At 64.5% G+C, this 12746-nt stretch carries 12 protein-coding genes; 6 read left to right on the top strand and 6 right to left on the bottom strand.

Annotation, left to right across the window (positions count from 1 at the left end; translation table 11 throughout):
• Positions 1 to 58 precede the first annotated feature (58 nt).
• The gene (locus AABA84_RS27500) at positions 59 to 829 is read right to left on the bottom strand and encodes a response regulator transcription factor (protein WP_162307708.1); all 771 of its coding nucleotides are present in this window, start codon (positions 827 to 829) and stop codon (positions 59 to 61) included.
• A gap of 820 nt (positions 830 to 1649) precedes the next feature.
• Here AABA84_RS27500 and AABA84_RS27495 point away from each other — a divergent pair.
• Positions 1650 to 2606, top strand: coding sequence for a hypothetical protein (locus tag AABA84_RS27495; RefSeq protein WP_212248926.1), 957 nt, complete (start codon positions 1650 to 1652; stop codon positions 2604 to 2606).
• A 13-nt stretch (positions 2607 to 2619) separates the two neighbouring features.
• Here AABA84_RS27495 and AABA84_RS27490 read toward each other — a convergent pair whose 3' ends face one another.
• On the bottom strand, positions 2620 to 3198 hold the full coding sequence (locus AABA84_RS27490; protein ID WP_212248927.1) for a MarR family winged helix-turn-helix transcriptional regulator: 579 nt from the start codon (positions 3196 to 3198) through the stop codon (positions 2620 to 2622).
• Positions 3199 to 3926: 728 nt separating this feature from the next.
• Between AABA84_RS27490 and AABA84_RS27485 the strand changes: the two genes are divergently transcribed.
• On the top strand, positions 3927 to 4814 hold the full coding sequence (locus tag AABA84_RS27485; RefSeq protein ID WP_338313735.1) for a dienelactone hydrolase family protein: 888 nt from the start codon (positions 3927 to 3929) through the stop codon (positions 4812 to 4814).
• Between the two features lie 65 nt (positions 4815 to 4879).
• Here AABA84_RS27485 and AABA84_RS27480 read toward each other — a convergent pair whose 3' ends face one another.
• Together AABA84_RS27480 and AABA84_RS27475 are read right to left on the bottom strand one after the other, a co-directional pair.
• On the bottom strand, positions 4880 to 6148 hold the full coding sequence (locus AABA84_RS27480) for a serine hydrolase domain-containing protein (RefSeq protein ID WP_338313734.1): 1269 nt from the start codon (positions 6146 to 6148) through the stop codon (positions 4880 to 4882).
• 121 nt (positions 6149 to 6269) lie between these two features.
• Positions 6270 to 7118, bottom strand: a complete 849-nt coding sequence (locus tag AABA84_RS27475) for an SDR family oxidoreductase (RefSeq protein ID WP_212248930.1) — start codon at positions 7116 to 7118, stop codon at positions 6270 to 6272.
• A 146-nt stretch (positions 7119 to 7264) separates the two neighbouring features.
• Between AABA84_RS27475 and AABA84_RS27470 the strand changes: the two genes are divergently transcribed.
• Positions 7265 to 8017 carry an HAD family hydrolase gene (locus AABA84_RS27470; RefSeq protein WP_338313733.1) on the top strand — a complete coding sequence of 251 codons (753 nt, stop codon included), beginning with the start codon at positions 7265 to 7267 and terminating at the stop codon, positions 8015 to 8017.
• Positions 8018 to 8041: 24 nt separating this feature from the next.
• On the opposite strand, the gene AABA84_RS27465 is transcribed toward AABA84_RS27470, so the two are convergent.
• Together AABA84_RS27465 and AABA84_RS27460 are read right to left on the bottom strand one after the other, a co-directional pair.
• The gene (locus AABA84_RS27465; protein ID WP_152102443.1) at positions 8042 to 8449 is read right to left on the bottom strand and encodes a nuclear transport factor 2 family protein; all 408 of its coding nucleotides are present in this window, start codon (positions 8447 to 8449) and stop codon (positions 8042 to 8044) included.
• A gap of 98 nt (positions 8450 to 8547) precedes the next feature.
• Entirely contained in the window at positions 8548 to 10032 is a 1485-nt protein-coding gene (locus tag AABA84_RS27460) for a mannitol dehydrogenase family protein (protein WP_338313732.1), read from the bottom strand.
• A gap of 140 nt (positions 10033 to 10172) precedes the next feature.
• On the opposite strand from AABA84_RS27460, the gene AABA84_RS27455 reads away from it, so the two are divergent.
• From AABA84_RS27455 to AABA84_RS27445, 3 genes are all read left to right on the top strand, one after another.
• Positions 10173 to 10985 (top strand): FadR/GntR family transcriptional regulator, encoded by an 813-nt coding sequence (locus AABA84_RS27455; protein ID WP_338313731.1) that lies wholly within the window; start codon positions 10173 to 10175, stop codon positions 10983 to 10985.
• A 70-nt stretch (positions 10986 to 11055) separates the two neighbouring features.
• Entirely contained in the window at positions 11056 to 12033 is a 978-nt protein-coding gene (locus AABA84_RS27450; protein ID WP_338313730.1) for a sialic acid TRAP transporter substrate-binding protein SiaP, read from the top strand.
• Positions 12034 to 12166: 133 nt separating this feature from the next.
• The gene (locus AABA84_RS27445) at positions 12167 to 12745 is read left to right on the top strand and encodes a TRAP transporter small permease (protein WP_038950133.1); all 579 of its coding nucleotides are present in this window, start codon (positions 12167 to 12169) and stop codon (positions 12743 to 12745) included.
• Position 12746: the final 1 nt, after the last annotated feature.

Raw genomic sequence — 12746 nt, 5'->3', positions numbered from 1 at the left:
GCCTCCGCGAAGCTGCTTCGCGGAGGCCGTTGTCTGTTCGTGGCAGGCTCTCGCCGTGTCAGTTTCCGGCCGGGTAGGCGGCCGGGACGGCGTGTGCCCTGTTGAGGATGATGCCGACCTCGTCGAGCTCCTGCATCGGCACGTCGAGGGTCTCGCCGGCGGGGATGTCGAGGCGGTATCCGACGTAACGCCGGGCCACGATCGCGTCGAAGCCGAGGCGGTCGCGGAGCTTCTTGCGCAGCTTGCTGACGTGACTCTCGATCACGCTCTCGTCGAAGGTGGACTCGAAGATGCCGTAGACCGCGTTGAAGATCTGCGTCTTGGTGATCCACTTGCCGTGATTGCTGACCATATATTCGAGAATGCGCAGTTCGCGGCGGGGCAGGGTGAGGGCGTGGCCCGCGATCTCGGGGTCACGGCCGTTGAAGAAGACCTGGATCCTGCTCTCGCAGGGCCTCGGCAATTCGCCCACCCGGCGGCGCGCGATCGCGGCCGTTCGGGCCAGGATCTCGCGCAGGTGGATCGGCACGTGCACGACGTCGTCGACGCCCGATTCGAACAGCTCCAGCGTGTTCTTGAGCATCTTCTGGCCGCTCATGGCGATGATGGGAGCCGAGGAACGCTTGCGCATCGCCCGCGGCAGGCTTCCGCGGGCATCGCAATCCCCGAGGAGGAAGGCATCCACCGCTGCCAGATCCGATTCACTCGCGGATTGCAGCCAGTCCCAGAATTCCCCGGAGGAGAAGCCGATCGACGATACGCCTTCGCGAACGAGCCCTCCGACATAGCTGTTCGCGACGCTCTCGCGATCATCAACGATAATATACATCAGTCTTTCGCCCCTGTTTCGCACCTCTTGCGGCCGGTTGGTTATTGTGATGCCCCGGCTCGGCAACGATGCTGTTTGACGACATTCCTTCCCGCGAACCGTTGTTATGGTTTCGATATTCGCGGGCAGCCCTACGCATTCAGTGCCTGCGTCTCGCAGGCCTGGTACTTCAACTCGATACTGAACGCTTACTGCGTGAGGCCCGGCGGGTGTCTTACGGATCACCTCGCGGAGCGGATTGAGAAACGACCTAGAACAGTTGCGCCAAGTTGCTGATCGCGTCCGAACGCTACTGAATCTGTGTCGATCTCCTCGCCAACTGGCGAGAATCACTTGAGTAGGACCGTAACAATTGCCGATTTCCGATCAAGCGTGCGTAACAAAGCGATTGCTACGTGTGCTTGATGCTGTTGGTTTGTTTCGGGTTGTTTCTTGATATATTCAAACGCATCAGTTGCTTCGGAAACTAAACTAGTTCTGCATCGTGATGGGTCTAAGGTTCCGCATCCCCGTACAATCACAGCCATTTTAGGGGGTGCTGCCGATCAGGCATATCGAGGGGTTTTCAACCCGGGATTGCCTCTGGTGCGCGGTTTTCCACATGCGACAATTCGACTCATGTATGGCGGCGAGACTCCAGCTTGGCGAAATCTTGGCGAGTGTGTGTCTTTCGAGTCGCACTCTTGCCACGTGCATGACGCGATTGACTCATGTGACGTCGCATCGCGCGCGATGAAAGATTTTCGATGCGCACGTTTCAGGCAAGCTTCGGCACATAACGTCACCGTTCGACAGATCGAACCGAACGGAGCATTTTCACATGTTGTCCGATGGACAAGCTCGTCCCGACGCGACCGCTGATGTTTCCGCAACGACGAAGCCGGCTGCCGAGCCGCGCGATATCAAGGAGAATGCGGCGCGCACGGCCAAGCCCGCAGCGGGCGCAAAGCGTGTGTCGGCCGCGGCGAGCGACGAAGTTCTGGCGAAGGAGGCACTCGAGGGGCTGAAGCGAATTCGGGCCAAGGCGCGTCTCGACAAGATGGCGATCCCCAAGCCTGCGCCGACCGTGATCAAGCCGGCCGTGATCGTCGCCAAGCCCCCGCCGCCCCGTCCGACATGGGTTGCGCCGCTCGCAACATTGGCGGTCGCCGCCATGCTGGTGGTCTGCGCCTGCACCGGCGTGATCGCCTATCTCACCACGCAGCCCGCCCAGAACAACGTTGCGGCCAATACGGAGATCCGGAATCTGCGCGAGACCGTCGCGCATCTGCGCAAGCAGGTATCGGGCGTGTCGGAAAATCTCGACGGCCTGCGGACCGCTGTGGATCAATCGAGCAAGGCGACCAATGACCGCTTCGGCAGGTTCGCCGAGAATTTGGACCGTATCGAGCGGGTCAGCTCGTCCTCGACGGTGAAGCTCGACAAGCTCGCTCAAGCGCAGGTTCAGGCGCCGGCTCCGGCGCCGGCCATGGTGCAATCGCAGCCCTCGTCACAGCAGGGGCCGATGATGGCCGCGGTTGCCGCGCCTGAGTTCACGGGCTCGGTGTCTCCGTCCGAGCGCGCGCCGGCGCCGCGAAAGGTGATCAAGGGCTGGTCGGTCCGCCAGGCCTACGAAGGCATTGCGATCCTGCAGGGTCCGAACGGCGTCATCGAAGCCGTGCTGGGACAGCAGGTGCCCGGCCTTGGCCGGATCGAGGAAATCAGGAGCGAGAACGGACGCCTGGTGGTGGAGGCGAGCGGCGGTGTCATCTATTCGCCACGCAAGGCAACGCCCTGATCGAGGCTGCACTCTATTGGCGGTGATGCTCGAAGCTGGTGCAGAGCAGATCGACCTCCGCCTCTGCGATCGGCGAGCGAAACAGGCGGCAACTGAACTCGGCCGCTGCCTTGCTGTCGGTGCTGGTGCGCTCCTCCCGGAGGAAGATGCATCGCTTGCAGACGTCGGTGTGGTGCCGCTGCTCGGCCGCGTCCGACTGATCCAGCACGTGCCGGAACGTGTCGCGGAAGCGGATCTTGACCTCGTCGTCGAGGACGGCAATCGCCTCGACCAGAACGCCGACGGGGTCGCGCACCAGGAACTTCTTGCCCTGCTGCGTCACGCTCAGCATCACCGAGCGCTTGTCGGTGGCCGAGCGTTTTCGCTCGATATAACCCAGCCGCTCGAGCTCCCCGATGATGAACGAGGCGGTGCCGCGCGTGGTGCCGACGTAACTCGCGAGCGCCGAAGGCGTTCGCGAAAAGCGGTTGGCGCGGGAGAGGAAGCGCAGCGCCATCCACTCGCGGTCGCGCAAGCCGTGTTTGGTGCCTTCGAACCACAGGATTCGTGCGACCTGCTCCAACAGTTCAATCGATTCGCGAGCCAAATTCATTTCAGTTCCAGATCGGATAAAGCTTTATTCAATTGAGCCTTGGGGTGCGCAATCTGTGTGGAGGAGAATGAAGTCCTCGCGTGCCCTTTCGTCCGTTGCCGGACGGCGGACCGCGCGTGGGGAAGAAGCTCTCCGTGGCAGAGATGGAACTTCCGGACGTGGAACTAGGGCGTCACAAAGAAAGTTCGAGTAAATCGCACGGCTCAAGTCCTCTGAAAATTTCAATCAAATGACGACGGCTCGCGCGCGATTGACGGCGATGTGCGATGTGCGAGCAACATGATGTGCCATTGTAGCCACTGCGGTGCCATTTGTTGCGGGTGAGCGGGTCGAATGCGCGCACATGCGCATCACCTGCAGCACTTGGCGGTGTGGCCAGCCGAGGGAGAACCGTCTTTTTCGGTTAATGGATGTTGCGATGCGGTGCGGCTAGACGGTTAAGTCCGGCACACGAGCGATGGGAATGTCAGAGTGTCGTTGGGATTCTAAACAGTCAGCGCCGTTCAACGTCGTGCAGCATTGGCGGCCACGGCGATCTCCTGCTTGCGGCGGCCGTCGGACTTGTTGCTATGAGTCTGATGCCCGAGACTGCGCCTGTGAAGAAACGGCAGGTCTGGCGCTGAGAGCGCGCGTGCTCGCAGGCTGGTGATTTGCGTTTCGCCGGCAATTACTGGCGAATGCGTCGCCCCCGGGGGGCACCGGCACAGGCAACAGCAAGGGATAGATCGATGAGCTTCGAACCCACCATGGCATCCGACGTCGTCGGGTTGACGAAAGTCGCCCCGGTCTCGCGCCGCGGATTCATGAGCGCCACCGCGGCCGTCGCCGCCGGCTACACGCTTGCGGCCGGGCCCGTGCGCGCCGAGGTGATCACGACCGACACCAATGGTCTTCAGGTCGGCGATGCCAGGATCAAGGTCGGCTCCGAAGAGATGCCCGCCTATTTCGCCCGGCCGGCCGGCAACACCAAGGCGCCGGTAATCATCGTGGCGATGGAGATTTTCGGCCTGCACGAATACATCAAGGACGTCACGCGGCGCCTCGCCAAGCTCGGCGCGTTCGCAATCGCGCCCGACTATTACTTCCGCAAAGGCATCGATCTGACCAAGGTCGCCGAGGTCAAGGATCTGCTCCCGGTGGTCAATGCCAAGCCCGACGCGGAGCTGCTGTCCGATCTGGACGCGGTGGCGGCCTGGGCTGGATCGCAAGGCGGCGACACTGCAAAGCTCGGCATCATCGGCTTCTGCCGTGGCGGGCGCACCGTCTGGGAATATGCCGCCCATAGCAGCACGCTCAAGGCCGGCGTCGCCTTCTACGGCACCTTGGTCGACCCCGAAAATCCTCTGCTGCCGAAGAGCCCGATGCAGCTCGCCCCCGAGATGAAGGCGCCGGTGCTCGGCCTCTATGGGGGCGCCGATACCGGCATTCCCGTCGCTCAGGTCGAGCAGATGAAGGCTGCGCTCGAGCAGAACAAGAAGACGGCCGAATTCAAGATCTACCCCGAAGCGCCGCATGGCTTCCATGCCGACTATCGCGGCAGCTACCGCAAGGGCGCCGCGGAAGATGCCTGGAAGCAGGCGCAGGCCTGGTTCAAGAAGTACGGCGTGTTGAGCTGAGTGCCGACGCCGGTCACAGGGGCGGCCCGATCGGCCGCCCTTTCTCTTTCAATGTGTGCCGATCCCTACTTCACCATCGCGCCATAGACGATGTCCTGAACCTGCTCGCGATAATACTTCCTGAGCTCGCCGGGCGCGGCCGTTCCCACCACGACGACGAGGCGTTCCTTCGGGTCGCAGAAGAATTGCGTTCCGTAGGCGCCGTTCCAGGTGAACTCCCCGGGATTGCCGGGGACCGACGACAGCCCTTCGCTGGTGCGAACCGCGACCGAAAGGCCGAAGCCGAAGCCGCCGCGATGCGGCTCGACATTGGCGACGTTGTTCTTGATCTCGGGACCAAGATGGTTGGTCGTCATGTGATGCACGGTCTTCGGACCGAGGATGCGCTGGCCGTCGAGTTCGCCGCCGTTGAGCAGCATCTGCCCGAAGCGGGCATAGTCGCCGACCGTCGCGAACGAGCAGGCGCCGCCGCAGTCGAACTTGGTTGGGGTGTCGAGCAGCTTGATCGCCTGCGGCTTGCCCGTCAGCGGATCGTTGGCAAATGGGCGGGCGAGGCGAGGGCGTTGCGCGTCGGTCGGGTGGAAGGTCGCGTCCTTCATGCCGAGCGGCTGCCAGACATTGGCGGCGAGATACTCGCCGAGCTTCTGCTCGCTCACCTTCTCGACGACGGCGCCGAGCACGTCGATCGAGAAGCCGTATTCGAACTCGGTCGAGGGCTGATGCGCCAGCGGCAGTTTGGTGATGCGGTCGATGAAGGCCTGGGTGTCGCCTTCGATCGCCGGCGCGACGCCATCAGGGTATTGCCGCGCCACCGGGCTCGAACTGTCGGGACGGCCGCCATACATCAATCCGGAAGTGTGCCGGTAGAGATCGTGGATGAAGATCGGCGAGGCCTGCGGCTCCAGCTTGAGCAAACCGTTGGCCTCGGTCACGCCGATTTTCATGTCGGCAAAGCCGGGATAGTAATCGGACAGCTTGGCCTGGAGCGGCAGCCGTCCCTGCTCCATCAGCGTCAGGCCGGCGACCGCTGCCATCGGCTTGGTCATCGAGGCCAGCGCGAAGATCGCATCGATCGGCATCGGCGTGCCCTTGTCCGGATCCAGCATGCCGTAGGCCTTGTAGTGCACGAGCTTGCCGTCGCGCGCGATGGCGACGACCGCGCCGGGGACGCGCTTGGCGGCGATCTCGCGAGCGAAGAAATTGTCGAGGCGTGCAAGGCCCTGACTGGAGAAGCCGACATCGTCGGGTTTGGTCTCGGGCAGCGGCGCGGCGATGGCCGTGCCGAATGTGATGACAACAGCCGCCGTCACGATCACTGCGATCGTCTTGTTCATTGCGTCCTCCCAAGGTGCGGGCTCGTTATGCGTTGGCCCGCTCGATGCCAAGATCACGTCCCCACTGACGCGAAGTCAAGCGCGGGCGCGGCATGTCTGGGACGCGCCGGGATGCCGGAACCTATCGTGCTTCGCCTGCGTGCCACAACGCATCGAGGCCGTGGCGATAGGTCGGGTGGACAAGCGTGACGCCGAGCTCGCGCTTCAGTTTTGCGTTGGAGACACGGGCGCTGCTGGCATAGAAGCTGCGGGCCATCGCCGACATCTCGGCCGTCGCGAACGCCTCTTCCGGCGGCGGCGCAACGCCCATCAGCTCAGCTGCATGGGCGATCACGTCCTGCGGCGGCGCCGGCTCGTCGTCGCAGACGTTCCAGATGCCGCCGCTTCCGTGGGGAATGGCGGCCATGATCGCACTCGCGATGTCGTCGACATGGATGCGGTTGAAGACCTGGCCGGGCTTGATGATGCGACGGGCCGTTCCTGCCCGCAGTGTCGCCAGCGCGTTGCGGCCGGGGCCGTAGATGCCCGCAAGCCGCAGGATCGCGGCATCGCCGCGCGCAATGTCCATCCAGGCCTGCTCGGCGGCAACCCGCATGCGGGCGCGGTCGAGCGTTGCCTGCGGCGGGGTACTCTCGTCGACCCAGCCGCCGGCATGATCGCCGTAGACGCCGATGGTGGAGAGATAGACGATCTTGCGGCGGCCCGCCGCCAGCGCGTCGCCGAACGCTGCGATGGCAGGATCGCCGCCGCTACCGGGCGGGATCGATATGAGAAGGACATCGGCATCGCGGACCTGCTCGACCGTCTCGCGTGCGGGGGGCTCGCCGGAGAAGGCGTGGACCTCGATCCCGGCGAGGTCGTTCCGCTGCGCGGGATCGCGCACGGTGCCGGCGACATGCGAGAAGCTGCCGCTATGTTTGCGGGCGAAATGCCGGGCACTATAGCCGAGGCCAAGGATGAAGAGCCGCATGCGTCTCCTGAGCAGGTCGAAAGTTCCCGTTCGCGCCGTTGCGCGTCCTTCGCTCATAAGAGATTTTTGGGTCCGGCAAAAGATATTGCGATTTGTCTCGCCTCCTGCCTCGGGCGATGTTCGCCTGTCACAGGGAGGCATCGATCATGCAGGCAGAAGCGCTCGCCGTGGTGCCGCCGGATGCCAATGAGCTGGTCCGGCGCGCGGCCGCGCTGATCTTCGACGTCGACGGTACCCTGGCCGAGACCGAGGAGCTGCATCGGCAGGCCTTCAACCACGCCTTCGCCCGCCACGGTCTCGACTGGCAGTGGGACCGCGCCGTCTACAAGGACCTGCTGCGGGTGACCGGCGGCAAGGAGCGCATGCGCGCCTACCACGCCCGGCTGGGGAGCGCCCCGCCTCTGTCAGATGCGGACATTGCGGAGCTCCACCGCATCAAGACCGCGCATTATGCCGGGCTGGTCGAAACCGGTTGCTGTCCGTTGCGGCCGGGCGTGATCGAGTTGCTCGCCGCGGCGAAGGCACGCGGCCAGCGGCTTGCGATCGCGACCACGACCTCGCGCGGCAACATCGATGCGCTGCTGTCGCAGGCGCTGGGCGCGAGCTGGGCTGCGGGGTTCGACGCGATCGTCGCCGGTGACGATGTCAGGCACAAGAAACCGGCGCCGGACGTCTATCTGGAAACGCTGGCGCGGCTGAAGCTGGGCGCGGTCGACTGCGTCGCCATCGAGGACTCCGCCAACGGGCTGATCGCAGCCTCACGCGCCGGCATCCCGGTTCTGATCACCCGGAGCATGTTCTTTGCAGATGATGATTTTTCCGCGGCGCGGGCCGTGCTGGATGACCTGTCGGAACTGGCCGCCAAACAAGAAACTGAAAAACAACCCCATGCACAGTAGATCACGCTCGCGTGTCCGCCGCGTTCAGTGGACGCGGTGGCTCGCTCTATCGTCTTCAGCCTGCTCGACAATCTGCGCGATCGGGCTCGATTGGTGATGCACCAGCAGCCACTCGTCGCCGACGCGGCGAAAATGGTTGGCCGCGGCCAAGGCGGTGCCGTCGACGATCTCGATGCAGAGCACCCGGGCGCTGTCGCCGTCGACGATGACCTGCGGCTCGGCGCAGACGATCTGCGGCCGCTCCGGGTTTTGCAGGATGTCGCGCCAGCTTCCGATCACCGTGGCGCGCCCGATGATGGCCGGCCAACCGGGATGGATGCAGGAAATGGCGTCGTCGTCCGCCCACAGCCGTTCCATGCCGTCGAAGTCGCCGGTCGAAAACGCGGCGTAGAAAGCCGCGTTGGCGGCGATGATCTTGTTGTCCTTTGCCATCGCTCTCGGGTGGGGCAAGGACAGGCAAAAATCAAGCGCGACTTCCGTTCGACCTTGTGTCCGATTTGGACCGCAGTGCAGCATTGCCCGCTTTGTGGTCAGGCCGCGACGAGCGCTTCCACGGCCCGCCGCGCACCATCCTTGTAGAGACGGCCGAGCGCCGCGGTCACGGCCTCGCGCAGGCGCGGCTCGGACCCCAGCGGTCCGAACACCTTCTGAACCCCGAGCAATGCGGGCGCGAGCCGCTCGGCAACGGGTCCGGCCTCGCGCGCCAGCGCGGCGAATTCGGCGGCGAGGGGATCGCGCACGTCGATGGTGCGGCCCTGCTCGTCTGTTGCGCTGACATAGCGCATCCAGCCGGCCACCGCGAGCGCATGCGTTGCGATCGGCAGGTTTTTGGCGAGGCGATCCTGCATCGCGCCGAGCAGCCGCTGCGGCAACTTTTGCGAGCCGTCCATCGCGATCTGCCAGGTGCGGTGATGCAGCGCCGGATTGGCGAAGCGCTTGAGTAGCGAAGCGCGATAGGCGGCGAGATCAGTGCCGGCAGGCATCGTCAGCGTTACCGCGGCCTCTTCCATCACCTGCGCGGCCAGGCGCGCGAAGTGCGGATCCTGCATGGTGTCGGCGATGGTCTCGTAGCCCGCGAGATAGCCGAGATAGGCCAGCGCCGAATGGCTGGCGTTGAGCAGCCGCAGCTTCATCAGCTCGAACGGCTTGACGTCGGCAACGAGCTCGACGCCGGCGGCGGCAAGATCGGGCCGGCCCGCCGTGAAGCGATCCTCCACCACCCATTGCGTGAACGGCTCGGTCAGCACGGGCCAGGCGTCGCGCATGCCGAGCGCGTTCGCGACCGCATCGCGGTCGGCATCATTCGTCTCCGGCACGATGCGGTCGACCATGGTTGAGGGGAAAGCGGCGTTATCCACGATCCACTTGCCGAGTTCCCTGGAGCGGAGCGCGGCGAATTGCGTCACGATGCGCTGCACGGTGTGGCCGTTGGCGGCGAGGTTGTCGCAGCACAGTACGGTGAAGGGCAGGGCACCCAGCGCGCGCCGCCGCGCCAGCGCCGCGACGATGAAGCCGGGCGCCGAGCGCGGCGCGTCGAAATTATTGAGATCGTGCACGATGTCAGGATGCCGTTCGTCGAGATCGCCGGTCTGCGGCGTGTGGCAATAGCCCTTCTCGGTGACCGTCAGCGAGACGATGCGAATGGCGGGATCGACCATCCGTTCGACCAGCGCTGCCGGGCTTTCGCGTGCGACGACGCTGTCGAGCAGCGCGCCGATCACGCGATGCTCGGTGCCCTCGGCGGCGCGCACGGCAACGGTGTAGAGATGATCCTGCGGGGCGAGGGCATCGCGCGTATCCGGGCTGCGCAGGCTGGCGCCAACGATGCCCCAGGACGAGCTGCCGCTGGCAAGGCAATCGTCGATGACGACGGCCTGATGTGCGCGATGAAAGGCGCCGAGGCCGAGATGCACGATGCCGGGCGTGATGCGCGAACGGTCATAGGCCGGGCGGCGGACGGCCGGCGGCAACCGGTCGAGATTGGCGCTGCCAAGACGCACGGAACCTCGGCGCATCGACGTCTCCCCTTGCTTTGCCGCTGCTTGACATGGCGCCCGTATCAGGTCAATGCTCCGGTCAATTGGTAAGACCAATTTTCCAAAATTGGCGGGCCGCGGGCTGAAAAGCCCCGCGCGACCCTTTCGGGAGGACCAGCGTGCCGCTGGAAGCTGTGGAGGCGAGACGGCTTTATCGCCAGGTCGCCGATCAATTGCGAAGCCTGATCGACAGCGGCGAGTACGCGGTCGGCAGCCGCTTGCCGACCGAGCGCGAGCTCGCCGAGCAGCTCAAGGTGTCCAGGCCGACGGTGCGCGAAGCCCTGATCGCGCTCGAGGTCGAGGGGCGCCTGCGCATTCGCGTCGGCTCCGGCATCTATGTGATCGAGCCCGCCGCAATCGCCGCGCCCGCCGCCGCCTCCGTCATCGAGGGCCCGTTCGAGCTGCTGCGCGCCCGCGAATTCCTCGAAAGTGCCATCGCCGAACAGGCCGCGCGCGTCGCGACCAAAGACGATATCGCCCGCATCGACGCCTCGCTGCTCGCGATGGAGAATGTCGAGCATCCCGGCGAAGCCTCGATGGTCCACGACCGCGCCTTCCACGTCGCGATCGCCGGCAGCCTCGGCAATGCGGTTCTGGTGCGCGTGGTCGGCGAGCTGTTCGACCAGCGCCTCAATCCCTATTTCGCGCAGCTCGCGCATTATTTCGAGAGCCCGGGCACCTGGCGCACCGCGCTCGACGAGCATCGCGCCGTGCGCGAGGCGATCGCGGCGCATGATCCGCAAGCCGCGCGCGAAGCGATGCGCGCGCATCTGGCGCGGTCGCAGGAGCGCTTTGCGCAGAATTTCGGCGCCGAGAACGCGGCCGGATCGTCTTCGGGGCGGAGCCGGACGGTGCGCGCACCGGCGAAGCCGGCGGCGCCAAAGCGACCATCGAAGAAGCGGGCCGGAGGCGGCAGCGCGCGGCGGCGATGAGATTGTACGGTCCGCATCCGTGCCGGGGCGGGTGAACAAGAAGCAGACTTAGAACATGGAGGAAAAGTCGATGTTGAAGAAAATGACGATTGCAGCAGTGATGTCCGCTGCCGCGCTGTTGGCGGCCACCCAGGCCGGCATGGCGCAGACCAAGCTCAAATGGGCCCATGTCTACGAGACTTCGGAGCCGTTCCACACGGCATCCGTCTGGGCCGCGCAGGAGATCGGCAAGCGCACCAGCGGGCGCTACGCGATCGATGTCTATCCGGCCTCGCAGCTCGGCAAGGAAGCCGACATCAACCAGGGCCTCTCGCTCGGCTCGGTCGACATCATCATCTCCGGCTCGAGCTTCGCGGCCAAGAGCTTCCCGCCCATCGGCGTGACCTACTATCCCTACACCTTCCGCGATGCCGACCACCTGCTCGCCTACACCAAGAGCGACATCTTCAAGGAGCTCGCCAAGGGCTACGAGGACAAGAGCGGCCACCACATCGTCGCCGTGACCTATTACGGCGTGCGCCAGACCTCGTCGAACAAGCCGATCAAGACCTGCGCCGACCTCAAGGGCCTGAAGATGCGCGTGCCCGACGTGCCGGCCTATCTCGCGATGCCGCGCGCCTGCGGCGCCAACACCGCGCCGATCGCCTTCGCCGAAGTCTATCTCGCGCTCCAGAACGGCACCGTCGAGGCGCAGGAGAACCCGCTGACCACGATCGAAGCCAAGAAGTTCTACGAGGTGCAGAAGCACATCGTTCTGACCGGCCACATCGTCGACCACCTCAACACGGTGGTGGCGGGCGCGCTGTGGAAGAAGCTGTCCGACGAGGACAAGAAGATCTTCACCGACGTCGCCCAGGAGGCCGCCGCCAAGGCGACCGCGGAGATCAAGCAGAACGAGGCCAAGCTGGTCGCCTTCTTCAAGGAGAAGGGCTTGAGCGTGACCGAGGTCGACAAGAACGAGTTCCGCGACACCGTGCTGAAGAACGTTGCGTTCGAGACGTTTGGTTACCGCAAGGCCGACTGGGAAAAGATCCAGGCGGTGAAGTAACGACGACTGTCATTCCGGGGCGGCGCGCAGGACCGTGCACAGCACGGTCCGAGCACCGAACCCGGAATCTCGAGGTTCCGGGTTCTCGCTTCGCGAGCCCCGGAACGACGTTCAGGTCCTAGGAGCAACCCCCATGTCCACCGCCGAAATACACCGGCAGATCACCGCGGACGAGATCGCCCACACCTTCGAGGAGGAGGCGACGCCGAAGGTCGACCTCGGCATCTACGCGTTCGAGGACTGGGTGGCGCTCGCGATCTTCTGGGTGATGGCGCTCGCCGTCTTCCTCCAGTTCTTCACCCGCTACGTGCTCAACGACAGCTACGCCTGGACCGAGGAGATCGCGACCTATTGCCTGATCGGCGTCGTCTTCATCGGCGCCTCGATGTGCGTGCGGCTGTCGCGGCACATCCAGGTCGACCTCCTCTACCGCTATTTGCCCCACCTCGTGGCGCGCGCGCTGTCGACGGTGATCGACCTGATCCGGATCGCCTTCTTCGGCTACGCCATCAAGCTGGTCTGGGTCTACATCCAGATCATCGGCGACGAGCAGATGACCACGATCAATCTTCCCAAGGACTACGTCTACTACGCCGTCCTGGCCGGCTTCGTGCTGATGTTCGTGCGCTCAGTGCAGGTGGCCATACAACATTTGCGACAGGGTTATTCGATCCTCGAACGTCCCGGCGCCTACGACGGTTTTGAAGGATAAT

This window comes from Bradyrhizobium sp. TM239, from assembly GCF_036247985.1.
Classification (GTDB): domain Bacteria; phylum Pseudomonadota; class Alphaproteobacteria; order Rhizobiales; family Xanthobacteraceae; genus Bradyrhizobium; species Bradyrhizobium ottawaense.
The sequence above is the reverse complement of the archived record's forward strand: the minus strand, read 5'-3'. Positions and strand labels throughout refer to the sequence as shown.

Excerpts from the sequence above, each read along its gene's own strand:
- AABA84_RS27500 (WP_162307708.1), bottom strand. The coding sequence starts at position 829 with ATGTATATTATCGTTGATGATCGCGAGAGCGTCGCGAACAGCTATGTC.
- AABA84_RS27495 (WP_212248926.1), top strand. The coding sequence starts at position 1,650 with ATGTTGTCCGATGGACAAGCTCGTCCCGACGCGACCGCTGATGTTTCC.
- AABA84_RS27490 (WP_212248927.1), bottom strand. The coding sequence starts at position 3,198 with ATGAATTTGGCTCGCGAATCGATTGAACTGTTGGAGCAGGTCGCACGA.
- AABA84_RS27485 (WP_338313735.1), top strand. The coding sequence starts at position 3,927 with ATGAGCTTCGAACCCACCATGGCATCCGACGTCGTCGGGTTGACGAAA.
- AABA84_RS27480 (WP_338313734.1), bottom strand. The coding sequence starts at position 6,148 with ATGAACAAGACGATCGCAGTGATCGTGACGGCGGCTGTTGTCATCACA.
- AABA84_RS27475 (WP_212248930.1), bottom strand. The coding sequence starts at position 7,118 with ATGCGGCTCTTCATCCTTGGCCTCGGCTATAGTGCCCGGCATTTCGCC.
- AABA84_RS27470 (WP_338313733.1), top strand. The coding sequence starts at position 7,265 with ATGCAGGCAGAAGCGCTCGCCGTGGTGCCGCCGGATGCCAATGAGCTG.
- AABA84_RS27465 (WP_152102443.1), bottom strand. The coding sequence starts at position 8,449 with ATGGCAAAGGACAACAAGATCATCGCCGCCAACGCGGCTTTCTACGCC.
- AABA84_RS27460 (WP_338313732.1), bottom strand. The coding sequence starts at position 10,032 with ATGCGCCGAGGTTCCGTGCGTCTTGGCAGCGCCAATCTCGACCGGTTG.
- AABA84_RS27450 (WP_338313730.1), top strand. The coding sequence starts at position 11,056 with ATGTTGAAGAAAATGACGATTGCAGCAGTGATGTCCGCTGCCGCGCTG.
- AABA84_RS27445 (WP_038950133.1), top strand. The coding sequence starts at position 12,167 with ATGTCCACCGCCGAAATACACCGGCAGATCACCGCGGACGAGATCGCC.